Here is a 19,068-nt window from a genome sequence, read left to right as displayed (position 1 = left end):
GCGGACCTCCCTTCGTCGGTCCCGCGAGGCCAAGCACCATCGCTCCCGAAAGCACGCTTTCGAGATTGACTTTCGCCGCAGCACCACCGATAAAGAGAGCCAAGTTAGAAGCGCTCACTTCGGTGGCACAAACAGCCCTCGCTCAGCCAAGCGAGGGTTTTTTGTTGTCCTGTCGCCTCGGGGAGCCACCCCGCACGCAACAGATGAATCGCCGACTCCAAGGCGGAATCAGCGCGTCATAACTGGCTCAAGTTTAAGGGGTTGGCAAGAATAAGCGTGCGCGCACGCTTATAACGCGCTCGTCACGCCAATTTGCGGTAGTGGCGCAGATAGTCGGGATATTCGATCCCGCGTGCCTTCAAGAGATTGATCGTCGCCTCTTCGACCAGGGCAGCAACGGACGTTTGTTCGCGCTCAGCGAGGTTCTTGATCTCGGCCGCCAGCTCGGGTTTCACCGATGCTGCGAGATTTCGCGTGTTGGCGCGGCTCGGCCGACGCCGGGGCAAAGGAACCGGGAGAAGAGGGTCTTCCTGTCTTTTCGGGCGCGCCATAGGTCTAGAACACAAGAGGTTGGTGTGGTGCCGGAATAAGCGTGTTGACACGCTTAATGGCTGTAATGTGGTTGCGCGGCAAGAGACGACAAGCCGGGTTGCCCTCGCCGTCAAAGCGAGGATAGACATATCCTAATCGGTAAAAGGGAATAAATCACGATGCCGCATAGCGACGATTGGCAGTATGATCCGATCCTTGAGCGCGAACTAACCACCCGCCGCCCTGCTGGGGGAATGATCCAAGCGGTCGAAATTGCGCAACTGCCGTCGAGTGAATGGATCATCAATGTCAAAGTATCGTGGCGTGGCGATAAGTGGCTGAATGTCTGCCTATTCGAGCAACCAACGCTTAAAACCTACAAGCGACTGTCAAGCGCTGTGCGGCATGTCGTGCTCGATTACGGATATGAGGATGACCATATCCGATTGGTTCCCGACAAACAATGCAGCAACAAATTGGCGTTTTAGGCTTCCCTTTCCCCCTCATCGTGATATGTGCATAAATCTCGATGACGAGGGAGAAAGCGATGAAAGCTTTTAATTTCGCGCTCGCGACCGCCTTGGTGGGGGCTGCGGTGCAATCGACCCCCGCTGTAGCGTCGGATAATACTTGGGCATGTGAGGTTGTGCTGTGCATCTCCAACCCGGGTGGTCCGACGCAATATCCAGCCTGTGTTCCACCGATAACGAAACTGTGGCGCGTGCTGGCTCTCGGCGGCAGCTTCCCGACATGCACGGGCGGGGGCATCGCCAAGACCAAATACAAGAAGCCGGATGATGGGAGGCCTGGTCGCTTGACGGTCACTTGGACTGACGGGCGGCAACAGACCTACTATCAGCCGCGCAACTGACCGGGAGCGGGAACGTGTTCCTCGAAACCGGGGCCGTTCTTTCGCTGGCGGCGCAATGCGCCCCAGCGGTAGCGCCGCATACGATCGCCGCGATCGTGGATGCGGAATCTTCGAACTATGTTTTTGCGATCAACGTCAACGGCGTGGCCAGTCAGCCTCGCCGTCCGCGTAATGAGGCTGAGGCCATCGCAACCGCGCGCTCCTATGTGGCTCGCGGCTACAGCGTGGATCTCGGCCTCGGCCAAATCAATTCACGCAACATGGGATGGCTCGGCCTAACGTGGGACACTGTTTTCAAGCAGTGCTCCAATATCGAAGCGGCAGGCCGGGTGCTCCTGTCCAATTTCCGTTCGGCCAAGACGGGGCGCACCCCGCAAGAGGCCCTTCGGGTCGCACTCAGCATGTATAACACAGGCTCTCAATCGAGAGGTTTCCGCAACGGCTATGTCGCCCGCGTGGAGAACGCAGGTCGCCGCGTCAGCGGTCGGCCTGCGACCGCAATCCCGACTGTCATCGTGGGCGATCAGCCCGCCAGCGCCGCCATGAGCGACACTGGCGCCGGTCGTGTGCCGGTGGAGCTGGCGGAAATCGCAGCGGAGAACATGGAGGCGGCTCCACCGCCTGCACCGCCTGCGTGGGATGTTTTCGGCCGCGCCCAACACGCGCGGATTGGTTCGTAAGGCGAAGATAGGAGTTATCGAATGTTTCGTATCTGGAAGATCAAGGCTGAATCCCGGCTCGATGCGCTGCTCGCGCGTCTCAAGCCCTCGCCGCTCATGGCGCGCGCGCTGCCCCTGTCGCTGCTGGCAAGCCTGCTCGTAGCGGAGCCGGCTTTTGCGCAGGCAAACTTTGAAGGCCTGGCCGACAACATTCTCGGCCTGCTGAGCAACGGTTTGCTCCGCACGCTTGCGATCATCGCGATCATCGTCGTTGGCCTTCTGTGGTTCCTCGGCCGCGCGTCGGTGCAGATGCTCGTCACGGTCGTAGTTGGCGTGGTGATCGTGTTCTCCGCGCCTTGGATCGTCGACACGATTACGGGGTGATCGGGGATGGACGGTCAGGAAGAAATGACAAAAGACCCGCTGTTCTTGGCCGTCACCCGCCCCGCTTTGTGGGCGGGTGTTCCCATTGAAGCGGGCGCGCTCATCATCATGGCGGGCGCAATCACGTTAGTTGGTTCGGGCAATCCTCTCTACGGCGGCGCGGCCGCCGTCGCGCTTTATGCGATGGCGCGGCTTATCGTTCGGCATGACGTGAACGCATTCCGGCTGATCTTCCTGTGGGGCCGGACCAAAGCGGCGAACCGGAACCGCGTCTTTTGGGGTGGATCGAGCTACACGCCGCTGCCGCTCTACGGAATCAAGCGAAAGGGATTTGGTCGTGGTGTTCGGTAAGAGCGCGCTCGCGGAGAAGGTGCCTTTTGACAAGGCCAAACGGGAGGAAATGCCCGAGAAATTCTTGCCGTATTCGCGGCATGTCAATGAGCATGTGGTCGCCCTCGATAACGGCGATCTGATGCTCATGCTCGAACTGGATGGACGGCCCTTTGAGACTTCGGACGTGCGCGATCTGAATGATTGGCACACGCGCCTCAACGGGGTCTGGCGCAATATCCATGACGAGCGGCTTTCGATCTGGACGCACATGTTGCGGATGCGCGTGCGCGACTATCCAGGCGGCACGTTCCGCTCGCATTTCGCCGCGAAGCTCGATCAAAAATACTATGAGCGGATGACGGCCGAACGCATGTTCCGCAACCGCTTCTTCATGACGGTCGTGATCCGCCCAACAGCAAACGCGACCGACAAGCTGATGGATTTCCTGCGCAAGAAGCAGGAGGACAAGAACGCCAATATCGCGGAAGCTCTAGAGCTGCTGGAAGACAAGGTGCGCGATCTGGAAAAGCTACTGCTGCGCGTTCGTCCGCGCCGTGTCGGCATCTATGAGCACCGGGGTCTCCTGTTCTCCGAACCGCTGGAAATATTGAACCAGGTGATGACCGGGCGCTATCGGCGCTGTCCTCTGGTCCGTGGCCGTCTCGGCTCGGCGCTCTATGCGAGCCGCGCCATCATCGGCGCTGAGACATTTGAGGTCCGCGACGCCGATCATTCGATGTTCGGCGGCATTTTCGGCATTCGCGAGTATCCGTCATCGACAACGCCGCGCCAGTTTGAATCGCTGCTTTCGGTCGATTTCAGCCTCGCCATAACGCAGTCGTTCACGTTCCTGTCGCGCACAGCGGCAACAGAACGGTTTCGGCTTCGCCAGACCCAAATGGCGAACGCCGGTGACAAGGCGATCAGCCAGATGGATGAGCTGATCGACGCGGCCGACGATTTGCAATCGAACCGCTTTGTGCTGGGGGACCATCATTTCACGCTGACGGTGTTCGCGGAAGATTTGAAGAAGCTGCGCGATAACATGTCGATCGCGCGCGCGGCGCTGGCCGATACGGGCATGGTCGCCGCCCGCGAAAGCGCGGCGCTGGAAGCTGCCTATTGGTCGCAGCTGGTCGGCAACTTCGCGTGGAGGGCGCGCCCCGCGCCGATCACGTCATATAATTTCTCGGCGTTCTCGCCCTTCCATACGTTCCCTGCAGGGCACGAGGACGGCAATCATTGGGGGCCTGCGGTCGCCTTGCTCAAGACAAGCGCTCGCAGCCCCTATTACTTCAATTTCCATTCGGCAGACCTGGGCCATTCGATGGTCATTGGTCCATCGGGCGGCGGTAAGACGGTGCTGGTCAACTTCCTGATGGCGCAGCTCGAAAAGTTCAACGCGCGCTATATCTTCATCGACAAGGATCAAGGCGCGGAAATTTTTGTCCGAGCCAGCGGCGGCACCTATCTCGCGCTGCGCAACGGGGAACCTACGGGCTTCGCTCCGCTCAAGGCGCTCGACAATACGGCTTCCCATCGCGCGTTCCTCGGTCGCTTCATCCGCCAGCTGGTGAAGCAAGAGGGGGCGCCGATCACGGTGCAGGAATCGCACCTGATCGACGATGGCATCGAAGCCGTGATGAAGCTGCCACGCGAGCAACGCTCGCTGTCGGCGCTGCGGACCATGCTCGGCATGTCGGACTCGGGCGGCGTCGGCGCGCGCCTAGTCAAGTGGACCTCCGAGGGGAACCTTGGCTGGGTTTTCGATAATGAGGAAGATTCCATGTCTCTCGAAGCCCGTTTCGTGGGCTTCGATATGACCGACTTCCTCGAAAACGCGGAAATCCGCACGCCGGTCATGCTCTACCTGTTCGAGCGGATAGACGCGCTCCTGACAGGCGAGCGCATGGTTATTGCGATTGACGAATTTTGGAAGGCGCTGGCCGATCCGGCGTTCACGGCATTCGCGCAGGATGGCCTCAAGACATACCGCAAGCGCAATGCGTTCCTCGTCTTTGCAACACAGTCGCCTGCGGACGCGCTGCGGTCCACGATCAGCCATTCGATCTTGGAGCAGGTCGCGACGAAAATCTTCCTGCCCAATCCGTTCGGCCAGCGCCGGGATTACATCGAAGGCTTCTCGCTCTCGGAGGCGGAATTTAAGCTGGTGCGCGAAGAGCTGTCGCCGGAAAGCCGCAAATTCCTCGTGAAGCAGGGCCATGACTCCGTTGTGGTCGGCCTGGATCTCATTGGCATGGACGATGAACTGGCCGTGCTGTCGGGCCGCGCTGAAACAACGGGCGTGGCCCGCGAAGTGATTGCCGAACTGGGCAATGATCCGAAGCTCTGGTTGCCGGAATTTCACCGGCGCCGGCGCCCAAGCTGAAAGGAGTGAGACTATGAAGCAGCTTATCTTGGCGGCTGTGTCGATCGGGAGCCTTGCGGCCGCGACGCCAGCCAGTGCGCAGGGTATCCCTGTGTTCGATAGCACGTCGGTGCTCAAGCATATCGAACAAATCCAGAAGACCATGCAGATGATCGAGCAAGGTCGCCAGCAGATTGCGGAAGCGCAGCAGCTCTACCAAGGGTTGAACCAGCTGACCGATGTTTCCTCGATCGCCAACCAGCTTAAGACAGATTCACTTCGCACCCTGGGCGTTGATGTGAACTCGCTCGAACGCATGGCGCGCGGCGATTTTGGCGGCGGCGGCAGCTACGGCGGGCGATCTGATGCGATCTATCAGGACATGCTCGAACGTCTCGGCGTATCCGCGAATGGCGATCAGACTGACGTTCGCTATCAGACAGCTCGCTCGATCGCGATGGACAAGGCCATGGCCGAAGGCATGGGCGAAGCGGCCACATCGCGCGGTGAGGGTCTGGAAGAGCTGCGCAATCGACTTGCGACCGCATCAACAGCCAAGGAAGTTGCTGACCTTCAAGCGCGCATCCAGCTCGAAAGCGCGTCGATGATGAACGACCAGGGGTGACTACACGAAAGTGACGTATCTGCACGCTAAGGGCGAACAAATCCGGTACGATGCCAGCAGATGCTATTCGCAGGCTTTCCTGCCCCTTTTATGTGGTGCCGCCCTACGGGCGCCGATATGGGAGGGCGGCAATCCGATTGACCAACGATCGAGGTAGAACCCTGCTCGCCAAATATGTGAGCTGGTTGCCCATCCCCGGTATGGCGAAGGATTGCCGATAAACCAGAGCGTGGACTGCATGGGCCGCGCACCGGTCAACGTCCATCAAACCCAACCTCCCCCACTTCAAATCGCTGAGGGCAGCCATGTCTGTGTCGATTCCACCGGGTGCAAAAGACCCAACACTCACTCCCGTCCCGGCAAGCTCCACGGAAAGCGCTCGCATGAGGGTGCTCACATAGGCTTTCGACGCGCCGTAGACCGCTTGGAAGGGCACGGATGTTTCGCCCGCCAGGCTCGACACGGCGATTACTGAGGATTCAAACGGCTGCTCCCTGAAAATCGCAATCAGGCGAGCCAGCAAATCCGTGAAACCGAGTATGTTTGTTTCAATTACCTCGGCATAAGTGTCGGCACGGCCTGCATCAAATGAACCAACGCTCGTCATTCCGGCAACCAACAAAGCGGCTGTTACTTGCAATTCTGCAACCTTAGCCGCGATTTTCTCCCTGCCCTCGATTTCACGTTGATCAGCCACTATAATCTCGCACGGCACATTGAACCGCTCGTCAATTTCGGTCTGTAGCTCCCGCAAGTTGTCGAGCCTTCGTCCAACAATCAGGGGCTTGGCCTGGTACGATGCCGCCAAGCGGAGGGCGGACGCTCTGCCCAAACCGGTCGAAGCCCCTGTGACCAGCACCCACGAGTTCTTGATCGCCAGCGGTTTCACGCGTTTTCCAGAGCCTTGTATAGGGCGGTTTTGCCGATCTTGAGCCGGGCCGCCGCCTCACGAACAGTGAGGCCCGCTGCGATATGCGCCCGCGCTTTACGTAGTTTGTCGGGGGTAACGACAGGCCGGCGACCACCCTTGTTGCCCCGCTCGCGTGCGGCCTTGAGGCCGGCATGAGTGCGTTCACGGATCAGGTCACGCTCGAATTGGGCCAGCGAGCCGAAGATGTTGAACACCAGCATGCCGCCCGAAGTGGTGGTGTCGATATTCTCGGTGAGTGAGCGGAACCCGATGCCGCGCGCCGCAAGCTCGCCGACCTTCTCGATCAGGTGGCTCATCGAGCGGCCGAGGCGGTCGAGTTTCCAGACCACCAGCGTGTCGCCGGGGCGCAAATAGGCGAGCGCTTCGGTTAGGCCAGGCCGATCGGCTTTTGCCCCGGATGCGTGATCGTCGAATATACGGTCGCACCCGGCAGTGTTCAGCGCGTCAAGCTGGAGCGACAGCTTCTGGTCTGCGGTCGAGACGCGCGCATAGCCGATCAGCGCCACATGATGCCCGATCCTGTCCGTTTTCCCGTCATTATGCGATCTTGTCCGAATCGCCGTTACAGGTCCAGAGTTAACGGACATATTCCTGTTGGCCGCCAGAGGACCGTCTGACGGACACGCAAAGCGAAGGAGATGATGCTTGGCGAGACGGCGACTGGTGAGCCTGGAAATCTGGGCGAGGCATTATGGCGCGCCGCTCGATGAGCGCGAGATCGCGCGTCATTATACGCTGACCAGCGACGACCTGGAAATTGTCGGCCGCCGTCGCGGCGATGTCACCCGGCTCGGCTATGCGATGCTCATGCTATATATGAGATGGCCTGGCCGTGCGCTGGAAGCGGGCGAAGTCCCGCCCGCTCCTGTGCTCGCCTATGTGGCGCAGCAACTCGGCGTCGCGCCGGCAGCCTTCGCGGATTATGCCCATCGGGACCAGACCCGTCGCGAGCATCTCGTCGAAATCCGACGATCGCACGGGTTCAGGATTTTTGACCGCAACGCTTTCCGTGAAGTTGTCGCCTTCTCGGTCCCAATCGCGCAGACCATCATACACCCCGGCCAGATGGCAGACGTCATCGTCGATGAACTCCGGCGCCTGCAGATCCTCCTGCCTTCTCCGTCGATTCTCGAAGCGGTGCTGCGGCGGGCGCGCCAGCAAGCCGAACAGCTTACCTATGAAGTGCTCACGAATGGCCTGCTGCCTGACACCCTTCAGGGCCTGGACGATTTGCTGGCCCGACGACCGGGGCAGGTCGCGACATGGCTATCCTGGATGCGCAATGCGCCACAATCGCCGGCAGCGCGCAACATCCTGCGCCTGATCGAACGGCTCGCCTATATCCGCGCGCTGGGCCTCGATCGCGCCCGTGCCGACATGATCCCGGCTTTGACTTTTGACAGGCTGGCGGACGAAGGCAGCCGCATCACACCCCAGCACCTTGGCGAACTCAATGCCCTGCGCCGCCATGCGACGCTGGCGGCAACCGGCATCCGGCTTGAGGAAAGCCTGACCGACGCCACCCTGACGATGTTCGACAAGCTGTTGGGCAGCATGGCGCGCCGCGCCGAGAACCGGACCCGCGACAAAGCCCTCAAGACGGTGCGCGAGTTGCAAGGCCACCTCCGGACGCTCACGGGGTCTTGCCGCCTCCTCATCGACGCGCGCAGCAAGGGCGTGGATTCTCTGGCGCAGATCGAGGCGCTGGACTGGCAGCACTTCGCCGTGGCCGTCGAGCAGGCCGAAGTGCTCGGGCGACCGGAAACCGTCGATCGCACCGCCGAATTGATCGAGCGGCATCGGACGGTGAAGCTCTTTGTCGGCGCTTTTCTCAACGCCTTCGAGTTTCGCGGCGCCGGCGCGGTTCAGGGGCTCCTGTCAGCGCTGGCCATCATCGCGGAGCTATATCGGACCGGCAAACGGCGCTTGCCTGATCGCGTGCCGCTACGCTTTGTGCCGCCCGCATGGCGCCCGTTCGTCCTGCGGGATGGCATCGTTGATCGTGCCGCTTATGAACTATGCGCCTTGTCGCAACTACGCGAGCGGTTGCGAGCCGGGGATATATGGGTCGCGGGAAGCCGGCAGTTTCGCGATTTCGACAGCTATCTCATACCGCCGGCGACCTTTGCGGCGCTGCGCGAGAAGGGGCCGTTGCCGCTCGCCATCGAAACGGATTTCGAGCGCCATATCGAGGAACGGCGCACCAGGCTCGACACGGCGATCGAGCAGGTAACGGTCCTTGCACGGCAAGGGGAGCTGCCCCAGGTTAAGCTTGACGAAAACGGTCTCATCATCTCGCCGCTGAAGGCGGCAACACCGCCCGCCACCGAGATTGCCCGTCGCGCCGCCTATGATCGACTGCCGCGCGTGAAGATCACCGATCTTCTGCTGGAGGTCGATGCCTGGACCGGGTTCAGCGAATGCTTCATCCATCGTCGTTCGGGCCGGGAAGCCGACGATCGCAATGCGCTGCTCACGGTCATCCTCGCCGATGGCATCAATCTCGGCCTCACACGCATGGCGGAAACCTGCCGGGGCGCAAGTCTGCGTCAGCTCGCCCATCTTCACGACTGGCACATCAGCGAAGCCGCCTATGGCGAAGCGTTGGGAAGGCTGATCGACGCCCATCGCGCCATGCCGCTCGCCGCGCTGTGGGGAGACGGCACCACTTCGTCGAGCGACGGACAGCAATTTCATGCCGGGGGCCGTGGGGCCGCGATCGGCGACATCAACGCGCGCAGCGGCAACGAACCAGGCGTTGCCTTCTACACCCATGTCTCGGATCGATATGACCCCTTCGCAAGTCGGGTGATCGCGGCGACCGCTGGCGAAGCGCCCTATGTGCTGGATGGCTTGCTGTATCACCAGACCGGCCTGACGATCGAGGAGCACTACACCGATACGGGCGGGGCATCGGACCATGTGTTCGGCCTCATGCCCTTCTTCGGCTACCGCTTCGCGCCGCGCCTGCGCGACATCAAGGAGCGTCGTTTACACCTCCTTCCCGGCCAAGAATCCGGCCCCTTGCTTGCCGGCATGACGGCCGAACCGATCGCATTGGGTCATGTCGCGGCGCATTGGGACGAACTGCTGCGGTTCGCCACGTCGATCCGCACCGGCACCGTCACTGCTTCGGCAATGCTGCGCCGCTTGTCCGCCTATCCGCGACAGAACGGACTGGCCCTCGCACTACGCGAGCTGGGCCGCCTCGAACGCTCCATTTTCATGCTCGACTGGCTGCGCGACATCGACCTGCGCCGGCGCACCCAGGCGGGCCTCAACAAAGGCGAAGCCCGCAACGCGCTCGCCCGCGCGCTCTTCTTCAACCAGCTCGGCGAACTGCGCGATCGTCGGTTCGAGAACCAGACCTATCGCGCCTCCGGCCTCAACCTGCTCGTCGCCGCCATCATCTTGTGGAACACTCGCTATCTCGAAATGGCGCTGGCGGACATCGGCACAGCCGACGAAATCGCACGCCACATCGCGCCATTGGGCTGGGAGCATATCTCGCTGACCGGTGACTATAGCTGGAATGTTGAAGATCAACCCGATCCGGACGCCTTGCGACCGCTGCGCGCCGTCAACTCCCTACTTGCCGCGTGACGTTCGCTATCCGTTCGCCCTTTCCGTGCAGATACGTCACTTTCGTGTAGTCACCCCGACCAGCTCCGCGTCGAAGCGTTGGAGCGAGCGCGCAGAGCGGAGGCCGCGGCGCACACGGCCGAAGCTTTTGCGGACAGGTCGCGCAAACGCGATGAGCAGCGTGCGCGAGCGCGGGCGGCAGCTGGAATTTGACCATGAAGAAAATGGTCCTTCTTGCGATCAGCGCAGCCGGCTTGCTCGCCGGCTGCGAACGCGCGCCCACATTTCCCGAGATTTTAATGACCTATCATGACGTTGATTGGCTCAAAACTCATGAAGATCAGATTCCGGTGATCGTCGCTGAGTGCGACAAGATCGTGAACAGCGAACTCAAACAGTCGGACCTCCCCATGCCAGTGGCTCGCAATTGCGGAGGCATAAAGAACAAAATCGCCTCCATTGAAAGGTCGCGGAAACGTGATGAGCAGCGTGCGCGAGCACGGAAGGCAGCTGGAATGTAAGGCTGTAATAACAGCTTGAATTATATCTAATCGGAGCGGTCTGGTGGAATACGATCTATTTACGAATGCCTATCAGGGCTTCACCAACGAACTCAATTCGGTAGTTGTGTCCAACTATGCTGGGTTTGTTGGGTGGATCGCTGGACCGCTCCGCACTGGCATGATCATTTACATAATCCTGCTAGGCTACGCGATTATGCGCGGGGCCGTGCAATACCCCTTCCGCGAATATGTCTATCGCTCGCTTATGCTGGCCGCGCTCTATTATGCTGTGACAAACCTCTATGGAGCATCGCTCGCACAGATGATCGTGACCGGCCTGCCGCATGAGTTTGCCTCGATCGTAGGCGGCTCACCGGACGGCGTTGGTGGGTCTTTCGATGGGATGTGGGCGCGGGTCGATGATGCACTGCTCGCGATGCAGGATGCGACCGAGAAATACGCAGAGGAACACGCCTCACTGACTGATATTCCCGGCGCTGCGGCCGCAATTATGCTGTGTATCGGTGCCACTATCATCATTCTTTTGACAGCGATCGCGGCTCTGTTCGCACTGGCTGTCGGCTTTGTGATCGTGCTCTATGCGCTGTTTGCGCTCGCCTGTCTGGCGGTGGTCGGGCCGATCTTCGTAGCAGCGCTGCTGTTTGATTCCACCAGAAGCTACTTCTTCTCATGGCTCGGCAGCGTCCTCAACTTTCTGATGTTGTCGCTATTTGCGATGCTTCTTGTGCTCGTTGTGGCCAATGTCGCTGAATCGGCAACAGCAACATTCGATGGCGATTTTGACAACATCTGGAGCACCTGTATCCGGATCATCGCGTTCTACATTCTCGCCTGCTTTTTCTTCATCCAAATCCCCGGAATAGCTGCCTCACTTGGCGGCGGCGCGGCTGCAATGGTGACGCAGTTCGGCAACGCGGTGACGAAGGGTGGCGGGGCAGTTGCAACGGGCGCAGGGCACGCGGCCAGCGATGCCCGCGCCATGGGGGCCAGCATGGGGCGGGGCTTCTCGTCGGCGGTTCGCCGTTGGCGCAACCGAAACACAATCACCAGAGCTTGAGGGAACGAATATGCGCAAGTTGCTTGGACTCGGAATCTGCCTGGCGCTGGCGGCCTGCGCAGGTCAGCCCGTCAAAAAGCCAGCCAAATGTGAGGGGCCGATGCGGCCTGCAAATCCGCATGGGCTTACCCTCCCCACAATCCCGGATCAGGCCGCACAGCGAACCGCGCCGGCAAATGTGGACGTGTTCAATCAGGGTGCACCGGCAACGCCGGACGCGGCCCCGGCAGACCCCTCCACTCCGGGCAATGAACAGTCGGACGCATCGCGGGCGGTCGAAGTGCCGCGTCTAAGCGCCTCGCTGCGCGGCCCGATCTACTCGAATTGCTGAGGTGTTACGATGGCAGTTGGTATTCCAAAGGACGAGCTGAAAGCCTATTTTGAAGAGGCTGCAAGCTGGGAACGTGACAAGCTTGCGGCGGCCGAGCGCTCCAAAAAGCTGGCGTGGGTCGTCGCTGGCGTTGCTGGCGCCCTGGCGACTGCTGGCGTTGTGGCCGTTGCAGCCCTGACGCCTCTAAAAACGGTCGAGCCATATGTTATCACGGTGGACCGTAACACGGGCGAGGCGTCGATCGCCGCCAAGCTCCACGGTGACGCGACGATCACCTATGACGAGGCGGTCCGTAAGTATTTCCTCGCTACCTATGTCCGCTATCGCGAAGGCTGGATAGCGGCCGCTCGCGAAGAATATTTCGATGCGGTCATGGTCATGTCGGCGCGGCCCGAACAGGATCGGTGGTCACGCTTCTACAAGACCGACAATCCCCAAAGTCCGCAAAACATCCTTGCGAACCGCACTGATGTTTTTGTCGAAATCAAGCGGGTGTCGTTCCTGGGCGGCAACGTCGCGCAGGTCTATTTCACTAAGGAATCTGTGACCGGCTCGAACTCGACCAAAACCGATGCCGTCGCGACCATCAAATACAAGGTCGATGGCACGCCGAGCAAGGAAGTGGACCGCTTCAAGAATCCGCTTGGCTATCAGGTCGAGAGCTATCGCGCTGACGTGGAGGTGCCCCAATGACCGTGTTGAAGTGGAGCGCCCCGTTTGCGCTCGCGATCGCGCTAGCTGCGTCGCCGGCGATGGCCGAAGAAACGCCTCATGCGACGGTGCTCGATCACCGGGTTCGTGAAGCGAACTACAATGATCGGCAAGTCTATGAGATTCCGGGTGTATTCCGCATCGCCACGGAAATCGTCTTCGCCAAGGATGAAGTAGTCGAGCATGTGGCGTTGGGCGATACCGTGTCTTGGGAAGTCGCACCGGCTGCCAATTCGCTTTTCATCAAACCGCGCGAGCGCGCGGGTCGCACGAACCTGACAGTCATAACCCGTTCACGCTACGGCCCGCGCAGCTACCGCTTCGCTCTGTCGCCAACGCAGCGCGGCAGCGGCTTCTATACGGTCGTTTTCCGCTATCCTGAACAGGAAGCGGCCGAGGCGCAGGCGCAAGCCGCAATGGCCCAGCTGGCCCAGCTGAAAGCCTTGGAACGCGGCGCGGTGAAGTCCGCGCTCGATATTGGCGTGCTGGAAGGCACACGCAACGCCGATTACATCATGCAAGGATCGACGGCCATCCAGCCCTCCGAAGTGTCTGACAATGGACAGTTCACCGTGATGCGCTTCCCCAACCAGCGTGAATTGCCGGCGTTCTTCGTCGTCAATCCTGATGGATCGGAAGCCATCGCCTCCTTCGATGTGCGCGATGAATATGTGGTGCTGCACGGGGTTTACAGGACAATCCGGCTGCGCCGGGGCCTCGAAGTGCTCTGCATCCACAATCAGAAAACCGACTATTACGGGCGCGATCCCAAAACTGACACGGCCTCTGGCCTAGTCGAGCGAACCACGGGGGTTCAATAAAATGGCTGCGAACGATCATGACAACGCGCCGCATGGCGACAACATCATCTCGCAGGGCGAGACGGTCGAAAACCGGCCCCTCGCGTCTGAGCCGGTGCCCGATCCCGAAGATATTGAGCGGCAAAGCGAGCGCCAGGCGAAGATTGCCGCTCTGCCGAACAGGTCGATCGACCCCAAAAAGGCGGTCGTTCTCGCGGCGGTTGCCTGCGGCGCGATCGTTCTCGGTTTCAGCACAATCGACGCGATGCGGAGCGATCCAACCGAAAAGGCCGAGAAAGCGGAAAAGCCGGATGAAAGGCAGCTCGCCAACTACGATCCCAAGTCGATCATAGCGCCCACGCTTGCCGATGCGCCAAATGATCCGAACGCGCCGGTGCCCATGACGGAAGTGCCGGCGCTTGATGGAAGCCAAGCGCCCCGCACGGGCGGCGCGAATGGCCGCCCCCAAAAGTCTGAGGGGCAAGTCATCGCTGAGGCCCAACGCCGCGCCGGGATCATGGCTTATGGTGGCGAAAACGGCGGCGGGGTCGGTGGAGCGGTGGCAGCTGCCACCGGCCTGCCCATGGGCGGCGGCACAGGAGCACAGGGCGCGCAGTTGATTGGTGCGTCGGCCGATGGTGATGGGCAAGGTGGATCGCGCCGGACAAATCTCGAAAACATGCGCCAAACCTCGCAAATTGATCGGGTGTCAGGCCGCGACATTGGCAACCGCGATATGCTGATCCTCGCAGGGTCGTTCATTCCGTGCGTGCTGCAAACGGCGATGGATTCCAGTCAGCCCGGATATGTCAGCTGCATCATTCCCCGCGACATTTATTCGGACAACGGCCGCGTCGTCCTGCTGGAAAAGGGAACGCGCGTCTTGGGCGAATATCAAACCGGCGTCCAGCGCGGCAAATATCGTCTCTTTGCGGTATGGAACCGCGCGGTTACGCCTCGCGGCGTGGCGATCGACGTAGGTTCGCCCGCCAGCGACGCGCTTGGCCGTTCAGGTATGGCAGGCGGCGTGAAGAACTTCTTTTGGGAACGCTTCGGGGCCGCGCTGTTGTTCAGCTCGCTCAACGATGCCGCCTCGATCGCCGCCTCGGAAGTCTCCGACGCCGATAATGTCACGCGGGTTCCCAGCCAAGCGTCGGACACGATCTTGCGGGACACGATGCAGATTCAGCCGGTGCTTCGCATCAATCAGGGCGCGGAAGTGGGGATTATGGTCGCTCGCGACTTCGATTTCTCCAACATCTACGGCCTGCGGCTGAGGCGCGGCCAGTGAGCAATACGGCTGTCCTCGAAAACGCCCTGCTGCCGCTGCGTCCTCTTCTTGCGCGTGAGGACGTAACGGAGCTGGTGATTAACAAGGCTGGCGAAGCGGCGATTGAAACGCGCAATGGATGGTCCTGGGAGACATTGCCTGACCTCAATGAAAAGTCGCTGCTCGCGCTCGCGCGGGCAGCGGCGGCTTTCACGCATCAGGACATAAGCCAGTCCACGCCGATCTGCTCCACAATCCTCCCCAGCGGTGAGCGCGTGCAGCTGGTTGTGCCGCCTGCTGTCCCTGCCGGCACCGTGTCCATCACCATCCGCAAACCGTCATCGGTGACGTTGACGATGGAGGACTTCGAGCGCGGTGGGCTGTTTAGCGAGACAAAGATCGCAACTAGGCAAGTCTCGCCGCTCGATGTTGAATTGCGCGATCTGCTCGACGCAGGAAAGCACGTCGAATTTTTCCAAAAGGCGGTCCAAGGCCGCAAGAATATCCTGATTTCGGGCGCTACCGGCTCGGGAAAGACGACGCTCTCTAAAGGGCTGATCCAGCTCATTCCGCCGCATGAGCGGCTGCTGACGATCGAAGACACGCGCGAATTGGTCGTTCCGCATCGCAACGTGGTCCACATGCTCTACGCGAAGGACAAGCAGGGCACCGCGAAAATCTCTGCAAAGGATCTTCTGGAATCGGCCCTGCGTATGCGGCCTGACCGGATACTGTTGCAGGAGCTGCGCGACGGCACCGCGTTCTTCTATCTCCGCAACGTCAACTCAGGCCATCCCGGCTCGATCACGACGATCCATGCGGACTCGGCCGAACTCGCGTTCGAACAGCTGACATTGCTGGTCAAGGAAAGCGAGGGCGGCGCCGATCTGGCCCGTGACGACATTCGCAGCCTGCTCAAGCTGCTGGTTGATGTGGTCGTGCAGACCAAGAAGGTCGAAGGCCGCTTTCGCGTGACGGAGATATATTTTGATCCAGAAAACAGGCTCTAACAGGCTCGCACTGGCCCTCGTCCTCCTTCCGATCACGCTCCTGCTGATCGGCCTGCTGACCGGCACGGTGGCGTGGTTCTTCCTTAAGATGCCCGCCGCGGCTTATGATCCGCTCACGCTCCCCGGCTTCTTCTGGTATTACCGGCATGATCCTGTCGTGACCGAAGCGCTTTGGCGAGGCGCGGTCATAGGCGTGCCGTTGCCGGTGTTGCTCATGGCGATCGTCCTGCGGCCGAAAAAGAACCTTCACGGTGAAGCTCGTTTCGCGCGCGAAGGTGAAATCCGCAAGGCGGGCCTTCGCGCGAAAAAGGGCATTGTGCTCGGCCGCTTCCGCAATGGCTTTTTCCGCAACGGCTTTCTCATGGTGGGTAAGATGGAGCATGTATTGCTCGAAGCCCCTACCGGATCGGGCAAGGGCGTCGGCATCGTCATTCCCAATCTGTTGCAATGGCCGGATTCGGTTGTCGTGCTCGATATTAAGCGTGAGAACTACGAAATCACGGCGGGTTTCCGCCGCAAAGGCGGCCAAAAGGTTGTCCTGTTCAACCCTACGGACAGGGAAGGCCGCACGGCCCGCTACAACCCGCTCAGCTACATCAACAGGTCCGACCCGATTGAGGTTCTGGTCGAATTGCAGAAGATCGCCACGATGCTCTTCGTGCCTCCGGAAAAGGGCGAGGCGTTCTGGACGGAATCAGCCCGCACGGCATTTGTCGGCATTGCATCGTGGATCGCGGCCAAGCCTGAACGTCCCTTCTCGTTTGGCGAGATCTACCGGACCATCACGATGCCAGGGATGAAGGCATTCTTCGCCAAGGAAGCCGGCGATGGTGCGCTATCGGAAGGGTGCCGCGCTGCGTTGAGCGATTTTACGTCCAGCGCTGACAACACATTCACCGGCATTATCCAGACCGTCACCTCCAAGCTCAATCTCTGGATCAATCCGATTGTCGATCGCGCGACTGCCGAAAGCGACTTTTCCCTGACGGACCTTCGCCGCATCCCGACCTCGATCTATCTCGGCGTTTCGCCGGATGAACTCGATAGGGTCGCGCCGCTCTACAATCTGTTTTTCCAACAGCTGATCGACCTCAACACGCGGCAACTGCCCGACGATAGCGAAAAGCTGTCCGTGCTGCTCATTCTGGACGAATTTGCGCGGCTCGGCCGCGCCCAGGTCATTGCAAATGCGTTCTCCTATGTGCGCGGCTATGGGCTTCGTCTGCTTCCCGTCATCCAGTCACGCTCCCAGCTGCGAAATGTCTATGGGGAGCATGGCGCGGACGAAATCGTATCAAACTGCGGGGTCGAAATTGCCTTCACGCCCAAGGAACTGCGGGTCGCAAAGGAACTGTCCGAACGCCTCGGTTATCTCGGTCAGGATGCGGAAAGCCGGTCCCTGACGATACATGGATTGCTCGCCAATCGAAGCAAGACAATCTCCGAACAGCGGCGCGCACTGATGCTCCCTCAAGAGCTGATGCAGCTGCCCGAAGACGATATTCTCGTCATCCGGGGCGGTATCCCCGTCATTCGCGGGAAGAAAATTCGCTACTTCAAGGATGCCGTGTTCCGCTCGCGCTTGACGCCTGCGCCGAAAGTGCCGGCGCTGCCCAAGCCGATCGCCCCGATCGCGACCATCGATGATCTGAGCGATGAAGAGCTGGCGGCTTTCAACGATTATTCCGCACTGGCCGATGACCAGGTGCAGGACATTCCCGAAGACGTTCTCGCCCTCGATCGCGACATGCCGAACCTGACAGTGAAGGACGGCAGCATGGCTTTCGATGAAATCGACTTCGACGACATTATTGGTCCCGACCCGACAAAAGAGGAGTGGGAAGGCCAGCGCCGGGATCTAGTTCTAAGTGAAGGAGAAGAATATGGCCGATGATGACACAAGCCAGCGCGGTGCATCTGAGCCACGCCCTTTCGAAGTTCGCGGCGGACCGGGGAACAGCAAACAGTCGTTCGCTACTCTTCCCGATGCGATGCAGGCTTACGTCAAGGCGGACAATGGCGATCATTCGCTGACGATGCAGAAAGGTGGCAAAACTGCTTGGCTAGCATCCACGGACTGGCAGAACGATGGCTCAACGCCGGTGGGGCAATACTTAAGCCCTGCTATTAGGGACTATCATAGCGCCGTAAAACGCGGGGCGCCTGCCGCTGAATTGGAGCCCCGCGAGCGCGCCGCGCTGGCCGATGTTGAGGCTTGGCCTCGGACGGTAAAGCGCGAAGCGGCACCATCGGCCCCGGCCGACAAGGCGCTGAATATTGTTGAGGGCGAACGGTCGAAGGCGGAAAAATCAGAGCCTGCGCCCTCCCGCGCCGACGCTCCGTCGAAGACGGCGAACCAAGACAAGAAGGTCGAGGATACAACCTTGGCCCTTCCGGCGCAGATCGAACGCAAATATCTGCGCGTAGGCGACGATCTGTTTCGGAGCGGCCGCGATGAAAAGCCCGATATGTCGATCAAGGGACAAGATGGCATTCGGATCAACAAGGACCATGCGATTGGCGATGCGGTCGCCATTGCGAAGCATAATGGCTGGCAGTCGATCCGTGTTCATGGCAGCGATGATTTCAAGAAGGCGGTCTATCTGGAAGCCGCCCGCGCCGGTGTCGCCGTCAAAGACTTCGAGCCTTCTCCCCAGCTGAAGCTTGAGGGAGAAAGACTGGCGGCGCGTGACAAGGCGCGCGAAGCTCAAGACCCTACGAAAAGAGCGAGCATGGCAAAGCAAGACCCTACCGAGTCTCGCGCAGCGGCCGAGCAATTCCGCCGTAACTCCCACCGCGAGAATGCGACCGATCCGCAATTCAAGGCCGCGCAGTCGCACGTCCTGGCGGCCTCAATCGAAGCTAAAACGCGCTTTCCCAAAAAGGAGGATCAGGCGCGCTACATCGAGAACGCGAAGGAAACGGTGGCCAAGCGGATTGAGAACGGCGGACCGATTCCTGCGGCCCGTTTCGAGCAACAGCGCCAGAACGAGGCTACCCGCATAGCGCGCGAGGATTTGACGCTTCGCCAGCAGGAGCGGAAGCCGTCCCGCTCGCGCTAAGTGCATGGCACATGCCTTT

At 60.3% G+C, this 19,068-nt stretch carries 19 protein-coding genes; 16 read left to right on the top strand and 3 right to left on the bottom strand.

Features of this window, described 5'->3' with window-relative positions:
• Window positions 1-302 precede the first annotated feature (302 nt).
• Entirely contained in the window at window positions 303-455 is a 153-nt protein-coding gene (locus U0025_RS25680; protein WP_006949649.1) for a hypothetical protein, read from the bottom strand.
• A 255-nt stretch (window positions 456-710) separates the two neighbouring features.
• Here U0025_RS25680 and U0025_RS25675 point away from each other — a divergent pair, with 255 nt between their 5' ends.
• The 6 genes from U0025_RS25675 to U0025_RS25650 all read left to right on the top strand — a co-directional run bounded on the left by U0025_RS25675 (window position 711) and on the right by U0025_RS25650 (window position 5,771).
• Window positions 711-1,019, top strand: a complete 309-nt coding sequence (locus U0025_RS25675) for a hypothetical protein (RefSeq protein WP_004213195.1) — start codon at window positions 711-713, stop codon at window positions 1,017-1,019.
• Between the two features lie 397 nt (window positions 1,020-1,416).
• A complete protein-coding gene (locus tag U0025_RS25670; RefSeq protein ID WP_004213200.1) occupies window positions 1,417-2,082 on the top strand; it encodes a lytic transglycosylase domain-containing protein in 666 nt (221 codons plus the stop codon).
• A gap of 21 nt (window positions 2,083-2,103) precedes the next feature.
• Complete coding sequence (locus U0025_RS25665) at window positions 2,104-2,445, top strand: TrbC/VirB2 family protein (RefSeq protein WP_004213202.1); 342 nt, start codon at window positions 2,104-2,106, stop codon at window positions 2,443-2,445.
• 6 nt (window positions 2,446-2,451) lie between these two features.
• Window positions 2,452-2,796 (top strand): VirB3 family type IV secretion system protein, encoded by a 345-nt coding sequence (locus U0025_RS25660; protein WP_006949650.1) that lies wholly within the window; start codon window positions 2,452-2,454, stop codon window positions 2,794-2,796.
• Complete coding sequence (locus U0025_RS25655) at window positions 2,783-5,167, top strand: VirB4 family type IV secretion/conjugal transfer ATPase (RefSeq protein ID WP_004213205.1); 2,385 nt, start codon at window positions 2,783-2,785, stop codon at window positions 5,165-5,167. The genes U0025_RS25660 and U0025_RS25655 overlap by 14 nt, the downstream gene beginning before the upstream one ends.
• 13 nt (window positions 5,168-5,180) lie before the next feature.
• On the top strand, window positions 5,181-5,771 hold the full coding sequence (locus U0025_RS25650; RefSeq protein WP_004213208.1) for a type IV secretion system protein: 591 nt from the start codon (window positions 5,181-5,183) through the stop codon (window positions 5,769-5,771).
• Window positions 5,772-5,874: 103 nt separating this feature from the next.
• Here U0025_RS25650 and U0025_RS25645 read toward each other — a convergent pair whose 3' ends face one another.
• Window positions 5,875-6,660, bottom strand: coding sequence for an SDR family NAD(P)-dependent oxidoreductase (locus tag U0025_RS25645; RefSeq protein WP_004213209.1), 786 nt, complete (start codon window positions 6,658-6,660; stop codon window positions 5,875-5,877).
• A complete protein-coding gene (locus U0025_RS25640; RefSeq protein WP_004213210.1) occupies window positions 6,657-7,208 on the bottom strand; it encodes a recombinase family protein in 552 nt (183 codons plus the stop codon). The genes U0025_RS25645 and U0025_RS25640 overlap by 4 nt, the downstream gene beginning before the upstream one ends.
• Before the next feature lie 139 nt (window positions 7,209-7,347).
• Here U0025_RS25640 and U0025_RS25635 point away from each other — a divergent pair, with 139 nt between their 5' ends.
• The 10 genes from U0025_RS25635 (at window position 7,348) to U0025_RS25590 (ending at window position 19,049) form a co-directional block, all read left to right on the top strand.
• Entirely contained in the window at window positions 7,348-10,305 is a 2,958-nt protein-coding gene (locus U0025_RS25635) for a Tn3 family transposase (RefSeq protein WP_004213211.1), read from the top strand.
• A gap of 194 nt (window positions 10,306-10,499) precedes the next feature.
• Complete coding sequence (locus U0025_RS25630; RefSeq protein ID WP_006949657.1) at window positions 10,500-10,805, top strand: hypothetical protein; 306 nt, start codon at window positions 10,500-10,502, stop codon at window positions 10,803-10,805.
• A gap of 43 nt (window positions 10,806-10,848) precedes the next feature.
• Window positions 10,849-11,865 carry a TrbL/VirB6 family protein gene (locus U0025_RS25625; RefSeq protein ID WP_004213214.1) on the top strand — a complete coding sequence of 339 codons (1,017 nt, stop codon included), beginning with the start codon at window positions 10,849-10,851 and terminating at the stop codon, window positions 11,863-11,865.
• A gap of 10 nt (window positions 11,866-11,875) precedes the next feature.
• Window positions 11,876-12,196 carry a hypothetical protein gene (locus tag U0025_RS25620; RefSeq protein WP_004213216.1) on the top strand — a complete coding sequence of 107 codons (321 nt, stop codon included), beginning with the start codon at window positions 11,876-11,878 and terminating at the stop codon, window positions 12,194-12,196.
• A 9-nt stretch (window positions 12,197-12,205) separates the two neighbouring features.
• The gene (locus tag U0025_RS25615) at window positions 12,206-12,889 is read left to right on the top strand and encodes a VirB8 family type IV secretion system protein (protein ID WP_004213217.1); all 684 of its coding nucleotides are present in this window, start codon (window positions 12,206-12,208) and stop codon (window positions 12,887-12,889) included.
• Window positions 12,886-13,728: a TrbG/VirB9 family P-type conjugative transfer protein gene (locus tag U0025_RS25610; RefSeq protein WP_004213222.1), complete on the top strand. Its 843-nt coding sequence runs from the start codon at window positions 12,886-12,888 to the stop codon at window positions 13,726-13,728. The genes U0025_RS25615 and U0025_RS25610 overlap by 4 nt, the downstream gene beginning before the upstream one ends.
• 1 nt (window position 13,729) lies before the next feature.
• Window positions 13,730-14,998, top strand: coding sequence for a type IV secretion system protein VirB10 (gene virB10, locus U0025_RS25605; RefSeq protein WP_004213224.1), 1,269 nt, complete (start codon window positions 13,730-13,732; stop codon window positions 14,996-14,998).
• Window positions 14,995-15,987 carry a P-type DNA transfer ATPase VirB11 gene (gene virB11, locus U0025_RS25600; protein ID WP_004213226.1) on the top strand — a complete coding sequence of 331 codons (993 nt, stop codon included), beginning with the start codon at window positions 14,995-14,997 and terminating at the stop codon, window positions 15,985-15,987. The genes virB10 and virB11 overlap by 4 nt, the downstream gene beginning before the upstream one ends.
• On the top strand, window positions 15,965-17,881 hold the full coding sequence (locus U0025_RS25595; RefSeq protein WP_004213227.1) for a type IV secretory system conjugative DNA transfer family protein: 1,917 nt from the start codon (window positions 15,965-15,967) through the stop codon (window positions 17,879-17,881). Before virB11 ends, U0025_RS25595 begins: the two co-directional genes overlap by 23 nt.
• Window positions 17,871-19,049 carry an LPD7 domain-containing protein gene (locus U0025_RS25590; RefSeq protein ID WP_004213228.1) on the top strand — a complete coding sequence of 393 codons (1,179 nt, stop codon included), beginning with the start codon at window positions 17,871-17,873 and terminating at the stop codon, window positions 19,047-19,049. The genes U0025_RS25595 and U0025_RS25590 overlap by 11 nt, the downstream gene beginning before the upstream one ends.
• The last annotated feature ends 19 nt before the right edge of the window (window positions 19,050-19,068 follow it).

The sequence above is a fragment of the Sphingobium yanoikuyae genome (genome assembly GCF_034424525.1).
GTDB classification, from domain to species: domain Bacteria; phylum Pseudomonadota; class Alphaproteobacteria; order Sphingomonadales; family Sphingomonadaceae; genus Sphingobium; species Sphingobium yanoikuyae.
Note: the sequence above shows the minus strand (reverse complement) of the source record. Positions and strands in the feature narration are given on the sequence as shown.

What these genes read in the sequence shown, in the direction of transcription:
- virB10 (WP_004213224.1), top strand. Translation starts at nt 13,730, where the DNA reads ATGGCTGCGAACGATCATGACAACGCGCCGCATGGCGACAACATCATC.
- U0025_RS25620 (WP_004213216.1), top strand. Translation starts at nt 11,876, where the DNA reads ATGCGCAAGTTGCTTGGACTCGGAATCTGCCTGGCGCTGGCGGCCTGC.
- U0025_RS25630 (WP_006949657.1), top strand. Translation starts at nt 10,500, where the DNA reads ATGAAGAAAATGGTCCTTCTTGCGATCAGCGCAGCCGGCTTGCTCGCC.
- U0025_RS25615 (WP_004213217.1), top strand. Translation starts at nt 12,206, where the DNA reads ATGGCAGTTGGTATTCCAAAGGACGAGCTGAAAGCCTATTTTGAAGAG.
- U0025_RS25665 (WP_004213202.1), top strand. Translation starts at nt 2,104, where the DNA reads ATGTTTCGTATCTGGAAGATCAAGGCTGAATCCCGGCTCGATGCGCTG.
- U0025_RS25660 (WP_006949650.1), top strand. Translation starts at nt 2,452, where the DNA reads ATGGACGGTCAGGAAGAAATGACAAAAGACCCGCTGTTCTTGGCCGTC.
- U0025_RS25675 (WP_004213195.1), top strand. Translation starts at nt 711, where the DNA reads ATGCCGCATAGCGACGATTGGCAGTATGATCCGATCCTTGAGCGCGAA.
- U0025_RS25650 (WP_004213208.1), top strand. Translation starts at nt 5,181, where the DNA reads ATGAAGCAGCTTATCTTGGCGGCTGTGTCGATCGGGAGCCTTGCGGCC.
- U0025_RS25590 (WP_004213228.1), top strand. Translation starts at nt 17,871, where the DNA reads ATGGCCGATGATGACACAAGCCAGCGCGGTGCATCTGAGCCACGCCCT.
- U0025_RS25610 (WP_004213222.1), top strand. Translation starts at nt 12,886, where the DNA reads ATGACCGTGTTGAAGTGGAGCGCCCCGTTTGCGCTCGCGATCGCGCTA.